At 38.0% G+C, this 19,831-nt stretch carries 24 protein-coding genes and 1 tRNA gene; 17 read left to right on the forward strand and 8 right to left on the reverse strand.

The genetic code is table 11. The annotated features are described in order from the left end of the window. Position 1 precedes the first annotated feature (1 nt). From NGC85_RS05920 to NGC85_RS05945, 6 genes are all read left to right on the forward strand, one after another. Entirely contained in the window at positions 2-2,026 is a 2,025-nt protein-coding gene (locus tag NGC85_RS05920; protein ID WP_254805190.1) for a hypothetical protein, read from the forward strand. Then, the gene (locus tag NGC85_RS05925) at positions 2,019-2,249 is read left to right on the forward strand and encodes a hypothetical protein (RefSeq protein ID WP_254805191.1); all 231 of its coding nucleotides are present in this window, start codon (positions 2,019-2,021) and stop codon (positions 2,247-2,249) included. Before NGC85_RS05920 ends, NGC85_RS05925 begins: the two co-directional genes overlap by 8 nt. A gap of 79 nt (positions 2,250-2,328) precedes the next feature. Beyond that, positions 2,329-2,712: a hypothetical protein gene (locus tag NGC85_RS05930; RefSeq protein ID WP_254805192.1), complete on the forward strand. Its 384-nt coding sequence runs from the start codon at positions 2,329-2,331 to the stop codon at positions 2,710-2,712. 98 nt (positions 2,713-2,810) lie between these two features. Next, positions 2,811-3,929 carry a hypothetical protein gene (locus NGC85_RS05935; protein WP_254805193.1) on the forward strand — a complete coding sequence of 373 codons (1,119 nt, stop codon included), beginning with the start codon at positions 2,811-2,813 and terminating at the stop codon, positions 3,927-3,929. 2 nt (positions 3,930-3,931) lie between these two features. Continuing rightward, complete coding sequence (locus NGC85_RS05940) at positions 3,932-4,432, forward strand: hypothetical protein (protein WP_254805194.1); 501 nt, start codon at positions 3,932-3,934, stop codon at positions 4,430-4,432. A gap of 89 nt (positions 4,433-4,521) precedes the next feature. Next, positions 4,522-5,064: a glycoside hydrolase family 108 protein gene (locus NGC85_RS05945; RefSeq protein ID WP_254805195.1), complete on the forward strand. Its 543-nt coding sequence runs from the start codon at positions 4,522-4,524 to the stop codon at positions 5,062-5,064. Between the two features lie 250 nt (positions 5,065-5,314). Here NGC85_RS05945 and NGC85_RS05950 read toward each other — a convergent pair whose 3' ends face one another. The 6 genes from NGC85_RS05950 to NGC85_RS05975 all read right to left on the reverse strand — a co-directional run bounded on the left by NGC85_RS05950 (position 5,315) and on the right by NGC85_RS05975 (position 9,608). Continuing rightward, on the reverse strand, positions 5,315-5,596 hold the full coding sequence (locus NGC85_RS05950) for a hypothetical protein (protein WP_254805196.1): 282 nt from the start codon (positions 5,594-5,596) through the stop codon (positions 5,315-5,317). A 396-nt stretch (positions 5,597-5,992) separates the two neighbouring features. Further along, positions 5,993-6,673 carry a hypothetical protein gene (locus tag NGC85_RS05955; RefSeq protein WP_254805197.1) on the reverse strand — a complete coding sequence of 227 codons (681 nt, stop codon included), beginning with the start codon at positions 6,671-6,673 and terminating at the stop codon, positions 5,993-5,995. Next, complete coding sequence (locus NGC85_RS05960; protein ID WP_005053056.1) at positions 6,673-6,894, reverse strand: hypothetical protein; 222 nt, start codon at positions 6,892-6,894, stop codon at positions 6,673-6,675. The genes NGC85_RS05955 and NGC85_RS05960 overlap by 1 nt, the downstream gene beginning before the upstream one ends. 5 nt (positions 6,895-6,899) lie before the next feature. Next, entirely contained in the window at positions 6,900-8,195 is a 1,296-nt protein-coding gene (locus NGC85_RS05965) for a Y-family DNA polymerase (RefSeq protein ID WP_254805198.1), read from the reverse strand. A 14-nt stretch (positions 8,196-8,209) separates the two neighbouring features. After that, a complete protein-coding gene (locus NGC85_RS05970; RefSeq protein ID WP_254805199.1) occupies positions 8,210-8,836 on the reverse strand; it encodes a LexA family transcriptional regulator in 627 nt (208 codons plus the stop codon). A gap of 127 nt (positions 8,837-8,963) precedes the next feature. Further along, positions 8,964-9,608, reverse strand: a complete 645-nt coding sequence (locus tag NGC85_RS05975) for an SOS response-associated peptidase (protein WP_254805200.1) — start codon at positions 9,606-9,608, stop codon at positions 8,964-8,966. A gap of 164 nt (positions 9,609-9,772) precedes the next feature. On the opposite strand from NGC85_RS05975, the gene lepA reads away from it, so the two are divergent. The 9 genes from lepA (at position 9,773) to NGC85_RS06020 (ending at position 17,001) form a co-directional block, all read left to right on the forward strand. Then, on the forward strand, positions 9,773-11,590 hold the full coding sequence (gene lepA / locus NGC85_RS05980; protein WP_005062586.1) for a translation elongation factor 4: 1,818 nt from the start codon (positions 9,773-9,775) through the stop codon (positions 11,588-11,590). A gap of 71 nt (positions 11,591-11,661) precedes the next feature. Beyond that, positions 11,662-12,525, forward strand: coding sequence for a signal peptidase I (gene lepB, locus NGC85_RS05985; RefSeq protein WP_005054906.1), 864 nt, complete (start codon positions 11,662-11,664; stop codon positions 12,523-12,525). 21 nt (positions 12,526-12,546) lie between these two features. Further along, complete coding sequence (locus NGC85_RS05990; RefSeq protein ID WP_254805201.1) at positions 12,547-12,924, forward strand: DUF4845 domain-containing protein; 378 nt, start codon at positions 12,547-12,549, stop codon at positions 12,922-12,924. Beyond that, complete coding sequence (rnc, locus tag NGC85_RS05995; RefSeq protein ID WP_169111344.1) at positions 12,893-13,588, forward strand: ribonuclease III; 696 nt, start codon at positions 12,893-12,895, stop codon at positions 13,586-13,588. The genes NGC85_RS05990 and rnc overlap by 32 nt, the downstream gene beginning before the upstream one ends. 4 nt (positions 13,589-13,592) lie before the next feature. Continuing rightward, positions 13,593-14,618 (forward strand): GTPase Era, encoded by a 1,026-nt coding sequence (gene era, locus NGC85_RS06000; protein WP_005062580.1) that lies wholly within the window; start codon positions 13,593-13,595, stop codon positions 14,616-14,618. A 25-nt stretch (positions 14,619-14,643) separates the two neighbouring features. Continuing rightward, on the forward strand, positions 14,644-14,841 hold the full coding sequence (locus NGC85_RS06005) for an NF038104 family lipoprotein (RefSeq protein ID WP_005054897.1): 198 nt from the start codon (positions 14,644-14,646) through the stop codon (positions 14,839-14,841). Positions 14,842-14,850: 9 nt separating this feature from the next. Continuing rightward, positions 14,851-15,558, forward strand: coding sequence for a DNA repair protein RecO (locus NGC85_RS06010; RefSeq protein ID WP_254805202.1), 708 nt, complete (start codon positions 14,851-14,853; stop codon positions 15,556-15,558). A gap of 53 nt (positions 15,559-15,611) precedes the next feature. After that, positions 15,612-16,340, forward strand: a complete 729-nt coding sequence (gene pdxJ, locus NGC85_RS06015; protein ID WP_254805203.1) for a pyridoxine 5'-phosphate synthase — start codon at positions 15,612-15,614, stop codon at positions 16,338-16,340. 4 nt (positions 16,341-16,344) lie between these two features. After that, positions 16,345-17,001 (forward strand): tRNA-(ms[2]io[6]A)-hydroxylase, encoded by a 657-nt coding sequence (locus tag NGC85_RS06020; RefSeq protein WP_005054891.1) that lies wholly within the window; start codon positions 16,345-16,347, stop codon positions 16,999-17,001. Positions 17,002-17,110: 109 nt separating this feature from the next. Here NGC85_RS06020 and NGC85_RS06025 read toward each other — a convergent pair. Next, positions 17,111-17,186: transfer RNA gene (locus NGC85_RS06025), tRNA-Asn, on the reverse strand. Between the two features lie 235 nt (positions 17,187-17,421). Between NGC85_RS06025 and NGC85_RS06030 the strand changes: the two genes are divergently transcribed. Both NGC85_RS06030 and NGC85_RS06035 read left to right on the forward strand, forming a co-directional pair. After that, positions 17,422-17,874, forward strand: a complete 453-nt coding sequence (locus NGC85_RS06030) for a hypothetical protein (RefSeq protein WP_254805555.1) — start codon at positions 17,422-17,424, stop codon at positions 17,872-17,874. A gap of 70 nt (positions 17,875-17,944) precedes the next feature. Further along, entirely contained in the window at positions 17,945-18,361 is a 417-nt protein-coding gene (locus tag NGC85_RS06035) for a GFA family protein (protein WP_254805204.1), read from the forward strand. A gap of 86 nt (positions 18,362-18,447) precedes the next feature. Here the strand turns inward: NGC85_RS06035 and NGC85_RS06040 are convergent, their stop codons facing one another. After that, positions 18,448-19,683 (reverse strand): pyridoxal phosphate-dependent aminotransferase, encoded by a 1,236-nt coding sequence (locus NGC85_RS06040; protein WP_254805205.1) that lies wholly within the window; start codon positions 19,681-19,683, stop codon positions 18,448-18,450. Positions 19,684-19,831 lie beyond the last annotated feature (148 nt).

The raw sequence follows: 19,831 nt of genomic DNA on the forward strand, positions 1-19,831 counted from the left end.
TGTGTCAAATTACATTCCACCAGATGCACATAACGTCAACTTAAATTTTAAAGATGAGATTGGATCAGTTGATTCACATAATCTGAATTTAAACTTTGGAGCTGATGAGCAAATCAATGCAGCTGTAAGTGCTGTTGTTGCCACATTTTTTATCGCTGAAATCCAAGCGACTCAATACACATACAATTCAGTTGATGAAGTCATTCAAACGGCATTTGATGCTGATATTGATGTCATTCAAGGATATTCTGCTCAAGTAAATACCGTTGTTAATAATGGCTTTAATGCTGAGATTCACGCAGTTGTTGTGAATCAATCATGTAGTGTTGAGGCTGTGATTGAGACCAGATTCAATGCTTTCATTACCTCGCGTTTCGACATTAACTATATTCGCGGTTTGAATTATTTAAGTGTTTTTGAGCACCAGCAAACACTACCCGCATTACTTGAAAATAAATTCAGATTTGGTAAAGCAATCATGAAGGCGCATAACAGCGCCTTTATTTTTGAGCGTGGTTTAACGATCTCAAATGCTGTAACAGCAGGCTTTGATAAGTCTACTTTCTTGCAGCGCATGGTTAGAATTGTATTTGAAGAAACCACAGGACTGGTCAGCACTTCCAAGCTGGTATGGCAAGAGAATGACAAACGATTCATTTCAAGAGCATTGGTATTTGAAGAAACTGAAAAGCTACTGATCAACCGCCAGGCTAATTGGGATGAAATGATTAGAAAGCGTAAGAAAATTACGTTTAGTCATGAAGTGGCGGAAGTTTTTGAAAAGCGATTTACTTTTTTGCATGACAAAGGCTTGGAGCTGGTTACTACCGATTCAATCCCTTGGGATGTAGCTAGGGCGCTCTATTATCGCAAATCTAAAGTAGATCCGATCGATCCGCAGCCAAAGCCTGAATATGTTGGTTCACCTGATCTTAATTTTATTTGTTTATGTCATGACATTGATTCGCACAACGTCATTTTAAATTTTGGTGCTGATGAGTGTTTGCCAAATCTAGCGCCTGTCGATTGGTGGTATATCGTGAATGAAGTCAAAGTAATTCGATTGGACAATGGACAAGAGATCCAAATATATAGTGGCGATTACAGCACAGACCGCAGTAGTTGGAGCTGGTCCTATAACTTAACCATTCCATTCTATGAAAAATCAAAAACTGAGCCGATTGATGGACAACCAGTAATCTTGAAAATCATGATCAATGGTAATGAACACCGTATGTTGTTAGAGAACATTTCGCGTTCAAGACAATTTGGTAAAGATATTTACAAGCTTTCAGGTCGTAGTCAGACTGCATTATTAGATGCTCCATATTCACCGACTCGGTCATTCACTCAAGAAAATGAACGATCTTCTGTTCAACTGGTCCAAGCGGAACTTGATCGAGTGAATAGCGATATTGTTTTGAATTGGGATCTGATCGATGCATTGGGTTGGATATTGCCATCTGAAAGCTTGAGCTATTCCAATTTAACGCCAATTGGAGCGATTAAGCTCATTGTAGAGGCTGCAGGTGGCTTTATTTACAGTGAGCCGAATAGCAATACTTTGACGATCAAGCCGCGCTATAAAAAGACTTGGTGGGATTCAATTGCAGTTGATGAATATGATCGAGTTATCCCTGAAAGCATCGTTACTGATCAATCCACCAATTACGAGCCTTATCCTGATTATAACGGTGTATTTCTTACGAACGATCGTACTGGTGACACTGGTCAAGTTAAAAGAATTGGCGCTGCGGGTGATGTGCTTCAAGAGTCAATCAATAGCCCTTTGCTTACATCAACTACGGTGATGCACAGTAAAGGTCGTGAAGTTTTAGCCAAAGCAGGACTTGTTGAAAATCACAGTTTATTGATGCCGATTACTCAAGAAATAGGGCAATGTTTACCTGGTGAATTGATTGCTTTTAACGGTGATTGGTGGGGCATTGTTGATGGTGTCAGTGGTTCATTCACTCATAAGCTAGTGAATCAAACAGCAACAATAGAGAGGGTGAATCGTGAGTAATATCTTTAACAGGTTCTTTGATATGTTGCCCAGAACACCCGAGTTTATCGGAACCATTCAAAGTGCAGATCATCCGAATTACAAGGTATTGGTGGCTGATGGTACAGGGCTTGTGCTTTGTACCAGTGCCACAGTTTTTAACGTGGGAGCAAAAGTCTACATAAGTGGCAATGAAATAAAGAGAAGTGCGCCTGAGGGCGTTGTATATCAAATCGAAGTTTAACTATTAGTCCAATGATGGATTGGACAACAAAAGAAGCCGCCGTTTTAGGCGGTTTTTTTATTATCTGGAGAAAGTAAAAATGGCAGAGCCAATGAGTAGTAGTGCAGGGGCAGTAGCGATCAAAATGTATGGATTAGCAGCGATTATCGCTGTAGTTATAGCATTAGGGTATTTAGTTGTTGTAATGACGCGTATGCCGCGCTCTCGTAATGAATGGGTAGTAAGCCTCGTTACAACAGTGATAGGCAGTATTGGAGCAGGCGGCTTTATTATTCAATATTTTTCAATGCATGATTACGCAACAACATGGGCAGGTATGTGTGCAATTGGGGGTATTTTCTTTGCAACTGGTTTGCCATTTTGGGCAATTATTCGTTGGACATTTAACTATGTGAATGCGCGTGAGGGAGCAACGATATTAGATGTGGCCAAAGAGGTTAAGGACTTTAAGGATAATTTTTAGCACATTCAACTTATACCGTCTTTATGGCGGTTTTAAATATTATTTATAGTTTTTAACTAAAAAGTAAAATAATATGTCTGAAAATAAGGGGGAAATAAATGAAAAAGATACTTTTATTATCATTATTATTGGGGCTATCAGGGTGTGGTGATAATAACCAAAGCGATACTTCTCAATCGAATGCACAAGCGCAAATATTACAGCAAGCCGAAGTAACACCAATTGTAGCAAATTACAGTTTGGCATCTTCACCAAGAGCAATGAGCGCAGTAGCACCATTGCAAGGTTGGTCTATTACCAATTCAATAGTAATGGGAGCTTCTACATTAATTGATGCTATCAAGGATGCAAAAGTCTCAGCTACTTTAGTTACCCCTAATGCTACTCAAGTTGCAAATGTGTTGAGGGGAGGAGCAGCTGGGGTTGCTTTAAGCTTAGCTGTTGATCAATTATTAGATGCAGTGGATTGGGTGCTTGATCCTGCGAACAATCGAATTGTTTATAAAGTACAACCAACAGAATGTGAGTTAAATCATACTTGTGTATCACCAAATGATATTAGATATTATCATTTTACTGGATATGATGGGATACAACGTAAATATTCTAATCCTTTGGAGGGTTGTCGGGGAATTCGTAATTATTTTGGTGGGATGCCTGTAATTCGTGTTGATTTAGATGGCGATAATTCAGGATTATTACACAAATGTGTGGTTAGTGAAAATGGGGCTTATCAATATATTATTCGCTCTGCTGTAAATATCGATTATAACCCTAAAACACTCCCCCTTGAAGTTGTAGCCGAACAAGTCATTTCAAATGCTGATGCAGGTAGTTTAGATGCTCAAGTTGCGACAAATATTGCAGTTCAAAATATTCTAAATGATGCAGAGCAGGCTGAGCCAGTTGTTCAGGATTTGGAGAATAATGCTAATAACAATTGCCCTAGCGGTATAGTTAAAAATGGTAGTTGTTGGATTTGTGAAAGGGATCAATATTACCCAATGAGCAGAGCGACTAGGGATGCTAAAACAGCTACAAGAGGGAAGAGTTGTAAAGACTTAACTGACACAACTATAAAGTCTGCAAATGCGATTCTTTTTAGAAACTTGATAAATGCACGAGTACTGGAAAACGCTTGTTGGTCACCACCTGATCCAAATCATGTTGCGCGGCTTGCAGAAGATAGAATTGCATTAAGCTATTGCGAGAATTGATTATGGAAGGAAATATTTACGAGCTTCTTCAAAAAGTATTCCCTCCCTTTGAATTAAAGGATAATCGTACTCTGCTAGAGTGTGATTTCTATGATACTCATTATAGATTTTTTGACCAAATTGATGATGATTACCTATCAGCTATAAACATGTCAGCAGAAGAATTACTCCTTGCATATGGTTTTGATTGGCCAAATTTTTACTTAAAAATTGGTTTAGATGCGGTACGTTCACGCAGTAGACCACAAGAAAGTATCACTAGTTGGACAGATGTAAGTTATGAATACTTATATTATTTTGGAGTGAATTGTAGCTACTTAAGCTCAGAAGGCTTTAAATTTTATTTACCCGCTTCAATTTATTACTATCTAACAACTGATAAAAATAAAGCTTTTATGGATAGCTTTGTTTATAGATTGGAATCGCGAGGGGAAGTAGATAACCATATTTTCAGTAACGATCAAAAAGAATTTATTGAAGAGTTTTTAAGAGCAAATTGTTAAAACTAAAAGAAAAGCCCTTCGGGGCTTTTTTATTACCCCAAATTTCATCGCGCCTTCGGGCGCTTTTTTATTGCCTGAGGAAAAGTGAAATGAACATTGAACAATACTTAAATGAATTGATCGATCGTGAAGGTGGGTATGTAAATAATCCCGCAGATCGTGGTGGTACTACAAATTTTGGTATTACTGAAGCCGTAGCGCGTGCCAGTGGTTTTAAGGGAAATATGAAAGATCTACCTTTATCTACTGCAAAAGAGATCTACAAAAAACAATACTGGATCTCGCCACGTTTTGACCAGGTAAATGTAATTAGTGCCTCCGTTGCTGAAGAGCTTCTGGATACGGGTGTGAACTGTGGAACTGGCTTTGCCAAGCCATTACTTCAACGTGCTTTGAATTTACTCAATAATCAAGGCAAAGGAAGTTGGCCAGATCTGGTAATAGATGGTGTCTATGGTATTGCAACATTAAATGCACTAAAAACCTATTTGGCTAAGCGTGGAAAAGAGGGTGAAAAGGTTTTAGTGCGAGTATTAAACATCATGCAAGGGCAGCGCTATATCGAAATCTGTGAACGCAATCCAACACAGGAGCAGTTTTTTTATGGCTGGATCAACAATCGAATCGCTTAACCCAGTGATTCATTATTGCAAACGCTCATTATCATCTTTGATCTTGAGCGTTTTTATTTTGTGTACGCTACCAGGTTGCTCGGCTCACTCAATTAAAACCAACGTCAATATCAGTGTTTGCTTGCAGTGTGTTCAAGGGTGATTTGACCAGTTATTGCTAAAACATAGATTTGTCAACCAAGATTTATTGCAAAAATGGAGTTTTGTCAACCAAGCATCACTCCTTAACTTGTTTGAACCTTTCAATCCCCTAATTGCCGCATATTGATTCTAGAGTGAAAAGGTTACCATCTATTTTGAATGATTCTCTTTGCATTTCATTTATATCATTTATGGTTTCTCTCGCTCCGATTAATTCAATGTTATCTTGAGAGAATCCTTTAAGGGTTTCTAATTTTCCAAAGAATACACACATTCCATCTATGGTTTTACGTCTATCTTTTTTTTCAGCAATACGCTCTAGATCATCCAAATTTTTGCTAATTATTATTAAAGAATTTTTTAAAAATTTATCATATTCCTCTTGTGTCATTTTTATCTCATATTGCTTATGAAACGTTTTTTCGTCATAAGGCACGACTTCAGCATAAGATGGAAAAGCGATTATAGTTAGTAGAGTTATTAGTATTCGTTTCATCTATAAGCTTTTGTAAGTATTTTGATGAATTATTATAGCATTTGCTGGTGGAATTTCTAAACTTTTAAAAGCTGAGTTAGGGCAGGAGACTGAAATCAAGCTCTGGGCTGTTGATGCCATTGCTAAAGGTAATGAATGTGATGCAAGACAAGCAGCACTTGTTAAAGCTCTCGAGTGAGAGCTTTTTAATTTTGAGAATATATTTGCTCAGAGATTTAAATTTCAGCTATTTAATGAGCAAATATATTCACAAAACTTGACTAAATGTAAATAAAAGCCCTTGAATGAGGGCTATGCTTTTAGATCTTTTAAGAGGGCTTTAATTTCATTATTTTTAATTAATTCCACTAAATCTCTATATCCAATTAAGTTAGCCTCCCATTCATTTAAATTATCTCTCAAGCTATAAACTTCCAATTCATAGGCATTAATTAAAACAAATTTTTCATGGTACATTTTATATTTATCGTCAAAACTGCAACTACTATCCTTTATCAATTGGTAAGAGTTAAGTTTGGATAGGAAACTTAAAAACGATATGCTCATCTGAGATTTTGTATTGATAATATTTTGAACATATATGTGATGACCTTCTTTGTGTAGAATTTCTAGCGTTAGGTCAAAACCTGTATAAGAATTTAGAAGCCCATCAAATTCAGAAACATAATTTTCAAATTCCAGAACTTTTCTTTGGAAAGTGGTGAATTCTTCATAAGCTTGTAAAGCCAATGCATTAGAAATCTGTTTATTATGCTGTTCTTTCCAATCATTAAATAAATATGCAGCTACGATTGCAGCAGCTAATGTAGCTAGTCCACCAAATATTCCTGATGTAGTAGATAAACTATCTTTTAATGCTGAAGTATTGTTATCATCCCAGTGGGAATAGATCGTTGCAAAAACAGTTATCAAACTTATTAAGACTAGAAATCCCAAAATATATATTGCTCTAACAACTATATTATTTTTCATTACTCACCCACTGTACCAATTACTGGTATAAGTTGCGGTCCAGCTAATCGAGCCTTTCCAATTATTTCTAATAGCTCATCATAAGTTAAATCAAATTTATGTTCACTATCAAAAACATACTCAATATTCTTTCCTTTCAATTTAGCAGGCGCTTCTGGCACAAACCGCTCCGGAATAAGGATCTGTGCAAGTTGTTCATTCGTTAATTTAAATAAATGCATAGTGATTACCCAATCCTAAAAAGTTCGTTCCAGTTAGTTAAATATGAAGGTGATCGACGGTTTTGATTCATTTGCCAGATTGCTTTAGTGTCGTTGCACAGACCAAGTGAGACATGATCTTTTCCGTATTTTTCTTTGATTGCTTCTAATGTATCTGATAGTTTTTCGCGCTGATTTCGATGCGTGTAATCAGTAAAAAGATCCGGAACAAATTTAGACTTGGGAATTAACTCGAGCAGAACAATGCCAGCCTTTTTATATTTAAATCCCTTCTTGTATATCTGGTCGATTCCTCTCATTGCAGCGCGTGTAATCTCCAACAAATCGTCGGTATGTTCAGGCATTTGCACAATGATGTAAGGTGAGTAACGCTCTTCTTTGTTGAATTTTCCAGTCTGAATAAATACACCTACCATCTTGCAGATAGATCCATCATGGCGCATACGTTCTACCGCTCTAGTTACGAATAATCGTACTGATGATTTGATGTCGTCTTTTTCATATACTGGTTGACCATAAGACCGGCTGCTAATAATTTGCTGCTTTGATGGGTTCTCGTTCTCTATATCAATGCATGAAACGCCTTGTAGTTCACGAACAGTTTTTTCCATGACTATTGAGAAAGACTTTTTTATCTCTTTCGGATTTGCTTCAATCAGATCCAGCACAGACTTAATATTCATCAAGTTTAGTTTCTTACAGTTTTGACGGCCAACGCCCCAGACTTCACCAACATCCACTGCCGCAAGTAATTGCTCTGCAGAACACGGGTCCATCTCTACTAAATTACAAACCCCATCAAAATATTTATTTTTCTTTGCAATGTGATTTGCGATTTTAGCCTCTGATTTACTACGACCAATACCGATACAGCAGGGTAAGCCAAGCCACTGCAATGCTTTGTATCTCATTTCTTGAGCGTATGCAGTTAGGTCATAGTTTTTCTGGAATGCAGTTAATTCAAGAAAGCATTCATCAATGCTATAAACCTCTTGTTCACCAGGTGCTACATATTGACTAAGTAGATTCATAAACCGGCGTGACATTTCAGCGTATAGAGCGTAATTGCTTGAGAGAACTTGAACATCACGTTTTTTTACAATGTCCTCAATCTCAAATAGCGGCACACCCATTTTAATGCCAATGTCTTTCGATTCTTGGCTACGTGCGACAGCACAACCGTCGTTATTACTGAGTACGATTACTGGGCGATCATTAAGGGATGGATTAAACACACGCTCACATGAGACGTAGCAGTTATTCACATCCACCAAGGCGAATATGCGAGTATTACTTTTCATGACTATTCTTCTTATTATGAGCGGTTACACATACGCTTTAAGTTGAACGTCACAACACCCCAGACAACAACAGTTTGGTTATCTGCTGGAATGATGTGTTGAAAAGCAGGATTCTCAGCTTTAAGCCAAACTTTTGGCAGGGGGTAGTCTTCATCACCAAAGATCTCTTTTATTTCCGCTTTAGACATTTTCGCCGTGATCATTAATCGTTTAATTGTTGAATCTTTATTATCGATTAGTGCAACAACAATATCGTGATGGGCAGCTTCAATGCTGCGATCGATGATAATCGGATCATCAATTTCAAGACCAGCGCCAAGCATCGACTCACTGTCAACACGTGCCATAAATGACGAGATAGGGTTGTGAATTAAGTATTCATTTAGATCTACTGTAGTGTCTAAATCATCTTTTGTGGCAAATGCTGGACCAGCAGGAATACGCTCTAATGCCATCGGAATATTGGCTTTAGATTTTGGAAGAATTGGTGTTAGCCCAAGCTTATCAATCAGATCCGTTTGAATTGAAATCTGTTCAAGCAAAGTGTTGATAGTGGGGCTAGGCTTCCCATCATGACCCATGAGAGTCTGTAGACTCGTCCATGCATCATCAGAGAAGTATATTGGCAACTTCTTAGACATTTTGATACTCCTACGCTACGGGGCGTGTTTGAAGTGAATCTGTCTTAATAGGATAAAATTATTGCGGTTTGAAATTCAAATTTATTTATCTGTGGATAAACAACGACAAGTCAAAAACTGACGCTCATCAGTGCGTGTTTGGTCGGAATTTATGCATATCCGCTTTAGGGGCAGCAGTGAACTCATCGACAGGCATTTCAAAGAAAAACTCACTAGCTTGTTCATGATTGCAATTAAGCCAGTCGTTTCTGCGTTGTTGAGGGATAACGATAATTGACCGTTTCTCATCTTCAGGCGCATGGAATTGATTCATGAATGGATGAGAATCAGAGTTGATCGTCAACATCGACATCGATCTGTATTCTTTACCATCTATAACAGCGTATTCATAAATGCCAGCAACAGTAAAAGGCATTTCATCACATCTGTAGATCCCATACCAATTAGCTTTACCGCCTATATATTTAGGCTCAAAAATTGTCTCAACAGGAATAAGACAAAATTGGTTTTTCTTCCATGCATTTCTAAAGCTTGGTTTTGTAGCTACAGTCTCTGTTCTAGCGTTGTATGTATTCTTAGCTTTTTTAATATCATCTAACCAAGGTGCTACTAAACCAAAACGAGCTAAACGCCATTCAATGTTCCCGAGCTTTGAAAAGAGAATAGGGGCTTCACAGTTAGGGTATATATCAACTTTATACTCGAAAGTAGGCTCAAATAGATTAAGCAATTGGGCTCTACTTCTTGCTATTGGTTCATAGTTGGCGCACATAGTGTTCTCCAAGGCAGTGCACTAAGGACTAAACATAGTTTTAACACTATATTTTTAACATTGTTCTGCTTATACTGTGCCCAACTTTTCGTACATTATTTTTCACGGCAATAAGCAATTTTTTAATTGAGTACATTGTTGTGTACATATTATCAAGGTAACCCATGGCGCAAGCTAAAAAATCCGTAGATATCAAAAATATACGCAATTTCTCGATCATTGCTCATATTGACCATGGTAAGTCGACTTTGGCTGACCGTTTCATTCAAATGTGTGGCGGCTTACAAGATCGTGAGATGCAAGCTCAGGTGTTAGACTCAATGGAGCTTGAGCGTGAGCGTGGGATTACCATTAAAGCTGCATCGGTTACCCTGTACTATACGCATCCAAATGGTCAAGAGTATCAACTCAACTTTATTGACACTCCGGGGCATGTTGACTTTTCTTATGAGGTTTCACGTTCTTTAGCTGCATGCGAAGGCGCTTTATTGGTTGTTGATGCTGCACAAGGTGTTGAAGCGCAATCCGTTGCGAACTGCTATACAGCGATTGAGCAAGGCTTAGAGGTTTTACCAATTTTAAATAAAATTGATTTGCCTCAAGCAGAGCCTGAACGTGTCATCCATGAAATTGAAGAAATTATTGGAATAGAAGCAACGGATGCACCTACATGTTCAGCTAAGACTGGCTTAGGTGTTGAAAGTGTTCTCGAGCGTTTAGTCGATGTTATTCCTGCACCAGAAGGCGATCGTGATGCGCCATTACAAGCATTAATCATTGATTCATGGTTTGATAATTATCTTGGTGTTGTTTCTCTAGTTCGAATCAAACAAGGTCGTATCCGTAAGGGCGATAAAATGTTGATTAAATCGACAGGGCAAACGCATCCAGTGACTTCTGTTGGTGTATTTAATCCGAAGCATACAGAAACGGATATTCTTGAGGCTGGTGAAGTTGGCTTTGTCATTGCAGGGATCAAAGATATTTTTGGTGCACCTGTAGGCGATACGATTACTTTATCTAGTACACCAGACGTCGCAATTCTACCGGGCTTCAAGAAAGTTAAGCCACAAGTTTATGCTGGTTTATTCCCAATCGATGCAAGCGATTTTGAACCTTTCCGTGAAGCGCTACAAAAATTACAAATTAATGATTCTGCATTGTTCTTTGAACCAGAAAGTTCGGACGCATTAGGCTTTGGTTTCCGTTGTGGTTTCTTAGGCATGCTACACATGGAAATTGTACAAGAGCGTTTAGAGCGTGAGTACGATCTAGATTTGATTAGCTCTGCACCGACTGTAATTTATGAAGCTTTAACTAAAAAAGGCGACATTATTTACATTGATAGTCCATCGAAAATGCCTGATGGTTCAACTGTAGAAGATTTGCGTGAACCGATTGCTGAGTGTCACATTCTTGTTCCGCAAGAGTATCTAGGTAATGTCATGACCTTGTGTGTTGAGCGTCGTGGTGTGCAAAAAGATATGAAATTCTTAGGAAATCAAGTGTCTATCACTTTTGAAATTCCTATGGCTGAAGTTGTGATGGATTTCTTTGATCGATTGAAGTCGTGTTCACGTGGTTTTGCATCACTTGATTATAACTTTGTGCGTTTTGAGAGTTCATCTTTAGTTAAGGTTGACGTGTTAATTAATAGTGAAAAGGTTGATGCCTTAGCTATGATTTGTCACCGTCAAGATGCACGTCATCGTGGTATCGCTTTGGTTGAGAAGATGAAGGATTTAATTCCTCGTCAAATGTTTGATGTTGCAATTCAAGCAGCAATTGGTGCACAAATCATTGCACGTTCAACTGTAAAAGCGATGCGTAAAAACGTATTGGCAAAATGTTATGGTGGTGACGTTTCTCGTAAGAAAAAACTACTTTCTAAACAAAAAGAAGGTAAGAAACGTATGAAGCAAGTAGGAAGTGTTGAAATTCCTCAAGAAGCGTTCTTAGCTGTTTTGAAAGTAGATAGATAAAGAAAAGATGAGCGGGGTGGTTTGTTGACACTTCGCTACAAGACGAGCAGCTGTGCTGTGAGAGAGGGTGTGTGGATTTTGATTTTAATTTGATTCTAGTGCCTGTTACACTGATTTTTTTCTTAGTGTGGCTGCTTGATAAGTTTGTATTTAAACAACGTGCAAACAAAGGTCGAGATCAAGAAAATTTTGTAATTACTTGGGCATATGATTTCTGGCCAGTTTTGGCTGTGGTCTTAATTCTACGCTCTTTCTTATATGAGCCATTTAATATTCCATCTGATTCTATGGTACCTACTTTAGAAACAGGTGATTTTATTTTGGTGAATAAATTCGACTATGGTGTTCGCCTACCGATTGTAAATACTAAAGTGATTGATGTTGGTGAGCCAAAACGTGGTGAAGTGATTGTTTTCCGTTATCCGCCACAACCTACGATCAGTTATATTAAGCGTGTTGTTGGCTTACCAGGTGACCATATTCAATTTAAGGATGGTCAGCTAATCATTAATGGTCAACAAATTGCGAAGGTTGCTACAGAAGTTAAGCGTGAGAAAGATCAGCTTGAAACACCTACAGTCTATTATTTCAAAGAAACATTAGGCGAGCATCAGCATTTAATTCGTTATTTAGATGGGCGAAATCCATTAGCAGAACAGTTCCAGTTTGCACAACTTAAAGGTGCTGAAGCATTGGTTCCTTTTGTTGCAAAAGCAAATGATGTATTTATTCAAAGTAATGGACAAGATTGGGAAGTCACTGTTCCACAAGGACAGTATTTTGCAATGGGGGATAACCGAGATCAGAGCGCGGATAGTCGTTTTTGGGGTTTTGTTCCCGAGGCTAACTTAACTGGTCGTGCTTTTTATGTATGGATGCATAAAGAACCGGGTTTGAATATTCCAAGTTTTAACCGAAATGGTAAAATTAACTAATAAAAAATATAGGATATAAACATGCGTAAATCTCAGCAAGGGGCTTCGTATATCGCAATATTATTTGGGGTGGTTTTATTCGCAATTGCAGTCAAGGCTGCGATTGCAATTTGGCCAGCATATTGGGATGACAAAATTATTGACACACAAATTGAAGGCTTGTTAAAAGATAGTCCTGAAAATATAACGCCAACAAAATTTGCGTCCCAAATGGATCAACGTCTTAATATGAATGGCGTGCGTGATATCCAATTCAAGGAAATTGCACAAGTCACTTATAAAGATGATTTGATCGTAAAGAAAAAGTATGAAGTGCGTAAGCCGTTCATGCTCAACATTAGTTTAGTTATGACTTTTGAGAAAACATTTGACCAAAAATCTGCCAAACAAGCTCAGTGATGCGCGATTGCAAGCACGCATAGGCTACGAATTTAAACAAGTAGACCTATTGAAGCTTGCCCTTACTCATCGCTCTGTAAGTCACAAGCATAACTATGAACGCCTAGAATTTCTAGGCGATTCATTGTTAGGAATGATCATCGCCAACTATTTATATCTATCCTATCCATTGGAGAATGAAGGACGTTTGACGCGTATGCGAGCGACCTTAGTTCGGCAGGAAGCTTTAGGTAAAATAGCCAATGACTTACAGTTAAGTCGGTCATTAATTTTGAGCACAGGTGAATTAAAATCTGGTGGTCATCACCGAGAATCGATTTTAGCAGATACCGTTGAAGCGATTATTGGTGCTATTTATTTAGACAGCAATGATCTAAACCAGCTGCAAAGCATTGTGTTAAAATGGTATGAACCGTATCTTGATCATATCGAACCGACAGATCAACTGAAAGACCCGAAATCACGTTTGCAAGAGTATTTACAAGCACGTAAAAAACCTCTCCCAGTTTACGAGGTTGTAGATATTCATGGTGATGCCCCGAATCAACATTTTAAAGTGGAATGTGATGTCGCGGGATTACCAAAAATTATAGGCGAGGGCTCAAGTCGTCGTTTTGCCGAACAAACGGCAGCGGCAGAGATTTTAAAATTATTGGAGCAATAACCTGATGTCTCATTCAGAAGAAAATAAGCCAGAAGCAACTGAACAGCAAGATGGCAATAATGTAGTTGATCAATTTTTTAGTTCTCAAGGAACAACCATTCCTTCAGATTTCAAAAGCGGTTTTGTTGCAATTGTTGGACGTCCAAATGTAGGTAAATCAACTTTGATGAACCACATCTTGGGTCAAAAACTATCAATTACCTCACGTAAACCACAAACTACACGTCATAAGATCGTGGGAATTGACTCACGTGAGAAATCTCAAGCTGTATTTGTAGATACACCCGGGATGCATAAAAAAGAAGTACGTGCCATCAACAAGATGATGAACCGTGCTGCACATTCAGCATTACGTGATGTAAATTTGGTTTTATTTGTGGTTGATGCACAAAAGTGGACTCAAAACGATGAATTGGTTTTGGAAAAACTTAAAAATGCAGATATGCCTGTGATTCTAGTGATCAATAAGCTCGATACCTTTGAAAATAAAAATGAAGCTTTACCACTGATTCGCGAGCGAGCAAAGTTGATGAATTTTGCTGAGATCGTTCCTGTATCTGCATTGCGTGGTGCGAATTTAGATCATTTACGCGATACCATTGAGAAGTATCTACCTTATCAACCGCCATTGTATTCTTTGGATCAAATTACTGATCGTTCTGAGCGTTTTCTAGCGAGTGAAATCATTCGTGAAAAAATTATGCGTCAGTTGGGTGAAGAGCTTCCGTATGATTTAACTGTGCAGATTGAGTCTTTCAAAACTGAGGAAGCAGCAGTAAATGAAAAAACAGGTCGTTTGAAACCACCTTGTACTTATATTGATGCTACGATTTTTGTGGAGCGTCAAGGTCAAAAAGCGATTGTTATTGGTGACAAGGGTGCTAAGCTGAAAAGCATTGGTATGGACGCGCGTGCAGACATGGAAAAAATGTTTGAACAAAAAATCATGCTGACGCTTTGGGTGAAAGTTAAAGGTGGTTGGTCTGATGACGAACGTGCATTAAAAAGCTTAGGTTATAGTGATATTTAATATCACTAAGTCAATGGAAACAGGTATGAAAACAACAATCCGTTTACTCGCAATCGTGGCATGTGTATTCATGTTGCAGGGCTGTATTCATAAGCTTGTGACTGTACCTGTGAAAGTTGCTTATAAAACCACTAAAGGTGTTGTTAAAGGGACTGCTGCGGTTGTTGGTGCAGTGATTCCTGATGGCGATGATGAAGAAAAGGATGAGAAAAAGAAGGATTAGTATCGTTCTATGATGCGTAATGAAGTCCTGCATGGCTATTTGATTCATCATCGTAAATATCGTGAAAAAAGCCATATTGTGCATTTATATACGCAAGAATATGGTCGTGTGGATGGGATTCTAAGACAGACACCTCCTCCTCAATATCAGCCGATTCGCTTGCAAGCCACAGGTAAATCTGAGCTTAAAAATTTTACAAAGCTCGAAATTCTCAATCAGCCTGTGTTTTTTCACGGTGATGCATTTTTTGCGGGTTTTTATTTGAATGAAATTTTGTTGCGCTTATGTCCACTAGAAGAGGCAATGCCACAAACTTTTCAACAATATCAACTGATATTATTACAGTTGCAGCAATTAGCCTCACATGAGCAATCAGCATTATTTTTGAAACAGATTTTACGTCAATTTGAACATGCTTTATTACAAGAGCTTGGTTATGCAATTGATTTTTCAACTGATGCAAATCAGCAAGAAGTGCAAAGTTCTCAGCATTATCACTTTCAACTCAATGATGGTTTTTTACCAGTTGCAAAAGCATCACGCTCTACGCTGGCTGGCGAACTGATTGGCTCAATGCGTTGTTATGAGCAAGGACAGGATTTTTCTGCCGAACAATTGCAATTATTGGGTAAACTATACCGCCAGATGATTAGCTCTCTTTTGGGTGATCGACCATTGAAAAGTCGTCAACTTTGGATTCAAAATACGCAAACTTAATCTTCTTAATGCATTAATAAAGCAAGTAGAAGAGTAAACAATAGGATATTTTTATGGCCGCGATCTTAGGTGTAAACATTGATCATGTTGCGACATTAAGACAAGCACGAGGTACAACTTACCCTGATCCAGTTCAGGCTGCTTTGGTTTGTGAAGAGGCAGGTGCTCAAGGGATTACTTTGCACTTACGTGAAGATCGCCGCCATATTCAAGATGATGATGTACGTCGTATGCGCCCATTATTGAAAACGCGTATGAATCTGGAATTAGCGGTAACCGATGAAATGATTGAGTTTGCCAAAGAGATTCAACCGCAACATGTGTGTTTTGTACCAGAGCGTCGTCAAGAAGTTACCACAGAGGGTGGCTTAGATGTTGTTGGTCATTTTGAAAAAGTCAAAGCTGCTACTGAAGCGCTTAAAGCTGTAGGAAGTGATGTGTCTTTATTTATTGATGCAGATTTTGCGCAAATTGATGCTGCAGTGGCTTGTGGTGCACCAACCATTGAAATCCATACAGGTGCTTATGCAGATGCCGAGACTGATCAAAAACAGCAAGCAGAACTTGAGCGCATTATTAAAGGTGCAGAATATGCGGCTGCCAAAGGTTTAGTTGTAAATGCTGGACACGGTTTAAATTTGGGAAATGTTGCTGCAATAGCTGCGATTCCGCAAATTCATGAACTCAATATTGGTCATTCTATCATTGCGGATAGTGTATTCGTTGGGCTAACTCAAGCTGTAAAAGACATGAAAGCAGAAATTCAGGCGGCTGCGGGATAAGTTGATGAGTAGTTTAAATTATGATGAGTTAATGCAACCTGTCATTGGGTTTTTAGGTTGTACTACTCCTCAGGCATGGTTGGATGAAGCTGTTAATAATCTTGATATATTAATGCAAGATCATGCGAATTGTGAGAAAAAAGCAGCTAGTACGGCAATGAATTTGATGTTCCGTTATAGTTTCTTCACCGACTTGCAAGTGAAATTGGCACAACTGGTGCGTGAAGAAATGCTGCATTATGAGCAGGTTTTGGAATTTATGACCAAACGTGGGCAAGAATGGAAAGGATTAAGTGCAGGGCGTTATGCAGGTGGATTACGTAAAGAAATCCGTACCTATGAGCCTGAGGCTTTGATTGATGTGATGATTATTGGCGCATTTGTCGAAGCGCGTTCTTGTGAACGTTTTTATGCGTTAGCACCGATTGTGGATGATGAGTTAGGGCGTTACTACCGCTATTTACTTAAATCGGAGTCTCGTCATTTTGAGGATTATTTGGCTTTAGCTTTGGATGTTGCAAAATCGGCGAAATTAAAAGACCCTGAAGAAGATATCCAAAAACGAATTGAATATATCCGCGATGTGGAAAAAAATCTGATTTTAAGTCCAGATGATACATTCCGTTTCCATAGCGGTGTGCCAGCACAGGTCGTTGCATAATTTGAATTAAAAGATAAAAGCTTCTGTTGATCAGGAGCTTTTTTTATGGGACATTTTTGTTATTGAGTAATAAAAAAGCCCTGATCAATGATCAGGGCTTTTTAGAATTTGGCTCTCCCACCTGGGCTCGAACCAGGGACCTGCGGATTAACAGTCCGTCGCTCTACCGACTGAGCTATGGGAGAATCTGAGTGCCATTATAGGCGGCTTTTAAAATCGGTCAAGATAAAAATGTCATCTTTCCTTCATTTTTGCATCGTATGCTTTTTATTTGCACAATTGAGTTAAGCCAAGAAAAATAACTTGAATTCTGATGAGTCTGTTGCTAGATTCAAGTCATATAAAGCGTTTAGATTTTTTCTAAACAGTGTGGATTTAACCCTACTTGCCAGCACTAAAATGGCTAAATCGGAGGTCGAAATGACTACTCTACGTATTGAATCAATTTTTTCTAATTTTTCTTTTTATCAAGATCATTATCTTGAGATTATTCAAAATCCTCAGCAATATTACACATCTGTTGATCATTCATTTTTGAATACTTTTCCATTTAAAAAGCATACGTTGTATTTAGGTGATCTTTTACAGCTGTGGTTTGGAAACAAGTGGAAAATTGAAGATTATAATAATTTATTAATAGAGAAAAATTCATTGGCTGTTAGACAAAGTACACCATTGTATTTATTTCAACTTGGAGGCGAGTTGATTTTAGGGGCAAATACGGCATTAGCTTGGTCAGTGGCAAAAAATAAGATTGTATCTGTTCAGGTGAAAAGTATTTGGCAGTATGCTGTTTTTAGCCATTTATGCACACGTCCTAAAGAGTTTATAAAAATAAAGCAATTGCATGATTGCTTTCGATCATATTTATGATTTAGTTTGAAAATTATCTATCGGTTGAAAAATAACTGCTAAAATAATTTGAGAATGAGGTTTGAATATAATGAAAGGACAATGCGTTTGTGGTGAAACGACATTCGAACTTGAGCTGAAAAATCATAATGTGCATGCTTGCCACTGTTCAATCTGTCGAAGACAGACCAGTGGTGTAATTATGACAATTGATGTTGAACATGGTACCTTGAACTTTATAAAACAAAATCGACTCGCTATTTATGAATCATCTGAATGGGGAGAGCGAGGATTTTGTAATGCATGTGGAACCAATTTATTTTGGCGGACAAAAGACCAAAGTTATTGTAACGTTAATGCGTTTGCTTTGAATGAAATGCCTGAAGATTTAAATCTAGATATGGAAATCTATATTGATAGTAAGCCTGATTTTTATGCGTTTGAAAACTCAACCAAAAAATTAACAGAATCAGACGTCGTTGCTTTGTTTACAGCGAATAAAGAATAGCTAAATTTAAATTAAAAATATTTTCTAAGATTTTATAAATAAAAAAAGAAGCTTCATGAAGAAGCTTCTTTTTATTGTAACTACTACTATTTAGCAGATTTTTCTGCTTCGATTGATGCAATTGCAGCATCAATACCTTCAATTGAATCAGCAGCTTTTTTGATGCGTCCTAAAGCATCGACTAATACATCATCAGCAGTTGCATAAGAAATACGCATAAAACCACCTAAACCAAATGCATCACCTGGTACAACAGCTACACCTGTTTCTTCCAGTAACCATTCCGAGAATTCTGTGCAAGATTTCATGCCTTTGGCACGAATCAATGGGCGGATGTTTGCATACGCATAGAATGCACCATCAGCAGGTAAACAAGAAATACCATGAATTGCATTTAAGCCATTAACAACTAAATCATGACGACGTTTAAACGCTTCAATCATTGGTTGTAAAACGTCTTGTGGGCCATTTAATGCTGCTTCTGCTGCGACTTGTGAAATTGAAGTTGGGTTAGACGTAGATTGTGATTGAATATTTTTCATCGCACCAATGAGTTTTGCTGGACCAGCAGCATAACCGATACGCCAGCCTGTCATTGCATATGCTTTTGACACACCGTTAAGTACGATTGTACGGTCATACAAGTCTGGAGCAATTGTTGCGATATTGTAGAACTCATCTTCCCAGCGAATTGGTTCGTACATATCATCAGAAGCAATCAATACTTGTGGGTGACGACGAAGTACATCAGCCAAAGCTTCTAATTCAGCCTTAGTGTAGATCATGCCTGTTGGGTTAGAAGGGCTATTTAATACAATTAAACGTGTATTGAGTGTAATCGCTGCTTCTAATTGTTCAGGTGTAATTTTGAAACGTTGCTCTTCACCACATTTCACAATAACAGGTGTACCTTCAGCAATAATCACCATATCTGGATAACTCACCCAGAATGGAGCAGGGATGATCACTTCATCACCCTTATTCAACAAAGCAAGCGCTAAGTTAAAGAAACTTTGTTTACCACCACAAGACACCAAAATTTGGTTTGCTTGATAATCTAAATTATTATCACGTTTAAGTTTCGCAATAATTGCTTTCTTTAAACTTGGAGTACCGTCTACAGCTGTATATTTTGTAAAGCCTTTATTAATTGCTTCAATTGCTGCATCTTTGATATGTTGAGGGGTATCAAAGTCTGGTTCGCCTGCGCCTAAACCAATCACGTTTTTACCGGCAGCTTTAAGCTCAGCAGCTTTGTTGGTTACTGCAAGTGTAGGGGACGGTTTGATAGCATTGACACGATCAGAGAGACGTACGTCCACGGCATTATTCCTTCTTATGGGATTAGAAAATAAAAAAGCAAATTATCTTAGCTTAAATAGACTTCTTTGTGGTCAAAACTTGCCTTAATTGCATAAAAAGTTACCAAAATAGAAGTTCTATTAGTACAAGCATTTTTTACATATTTTA

It is taken from the genome of Acinetobacter sp. Z1 (assembly GCF_024296945.1).
Taxonomy (GTDB): domain Bacteria; phylum Pseudomonadota; class Gammaproteobacteria; order Pseudomonadales; family Moraxellaceae; genus Acinetobacter; species Acinetobacter beijerinckii.

What these genes read in the sequence shown, in the direction of transcription:
- NGC85_RS05970 (WP_254805199.1), bottom strand. Translation starts at nt 8,836, where the DNA reads ATGTCTAAGAAGTTGCCAATATACTTCTCTGATGATGCATGGACGAGT.
- NGC85_RS05950 (WP_254805196.1), bottom strand. Translation starts at nt 5,596, where the DNA reads ATGACACAAGAGGAATATGATAAATTTTTAAAAAATTCTTTAATAATA.
- NGC85_RS06010 (WP_254805202.1), top strand. Translation starts at nt 14,851, where the DNA reads ATGATGCGTAATGAAGTCCTGCATGGCTATTTGATTCATCATCGTAAA.
- NGC85_RS05945 (WP_254805195.1), top strand. Translation starts at nt 4,522, where the DNA reads ATGAACATTGAACAATACTTAAATGAATTGATCGATCGTGAAGGTGGG.
- NGC85_RS05960 (WP_005053056.1), bottom strand. Translation starts at nt 6,894, where the DNA reads ATGCATTTATTTAAATTAACGAATGAACAACTTGCACAGATCCTTATT.
- NGC85_RS06020 (WP_005054891.1), top strand. Translation starts at nt 16,345, where the DNA reads ATGAGTAGTTTAAATTATGATGAGTTAATGCAACCTGTCATTGGGTTT.
- NGC85_RS05955 (WP_254805197.1), bottom strand. Translation starts at nt 6,673, where the DNA reads ATGAAAAATAATATAGTTGTTAGAGCAATATATATTTTGGGATTTCTA.
- NGC85_RS05965 (WP_254805198.1), bottom strand. Translation starts at nt 8,195, where the DNA reads ATGAAAAGTAATACTCGCATATTCGCCTTGGTGGATGTGAATAACTGC.
- NGC85_RS05930 (WP_254805192.1), top strand. Translation starts at nt 2,329, where the DNA reads ATGGCAGAGCCAATGAGTAGTAGTGCAGGGGCAGTAGCGATCAAAATG.
- NGC85_RS05940 (WP_254805194.1), top strand. Translation starts at nt 3,932, where the DNA reads ATGGAAGGAAATATTTACGAGCTTCTTCAAAAAGTATTCCCTCCCTTT.
- NGC85_RS06005 (WP_005054897.1), top strand. Translation starts at nt 14,644, where the DNA reads ATGAAAACAACAATCCGTTTACTCGCAATCGTGGCATGTGTATTCATG.
- NGC85_RS06030 (WP_254805555.1), top strand. Translation starts at nt 17,422, where the DNA reads ATGACTACTCTACGTATTGAATCAATTTTTTCTAATTTTTCTTTTTAT.
- NGC85_RS06035 (WP_254805204.1), top strand. Translation starts at nt 17,945, where the DNA reads ATGAAAGGACAATGCGTTTGTGGTGAAACGACATTCGAACTTGAGCTG.
- lepA (WP_005062586.1), top strand. Translation starts at nt 9,773, where the DNA reads ATGGCGCAAGCTAAAAAATCCGTAGATATCAAAAATATACGCAATTTC.
- NGC85_RS05935 (WP_254805193.1), top strand. Translation starts at nt 2,811, where the DNA reads ATGAAAAAGATACTTTTATTATCATTATTATTGGGGCTATCAGGGTGT.
- era (WP_005062580.1), top strand. Translation starts at nt 13,593, where the DNA reads ATGTCTCATTCAGAAGAAAATAAGCCAGAAGCAACTGAACAGCAAGAT.
- NGC85_RS05975 (WP_254805200.1), bottom strand. Translation starts at nt 9,608, where the DNA reads ATGTGCGCCAACTATGAACCAATAGCAAGAAGTAGAGCCCAATTGCTT.
- NGC85_RS05990 (WP_254805201.1), top strand. Translation starts at nt 12,547, where the DNA reads ATGCGTAAATCTCAGCAAGGGGCTTCGTATATCGCAATATTATTTGGG.
- pdxJ (WP_254805203.1), top strand. Translation starts at nt 15,612, where the DNA reads ATGGCCGCGATCTTAGGTGTAAACATTGATCATGTTGCGACATTAAGA.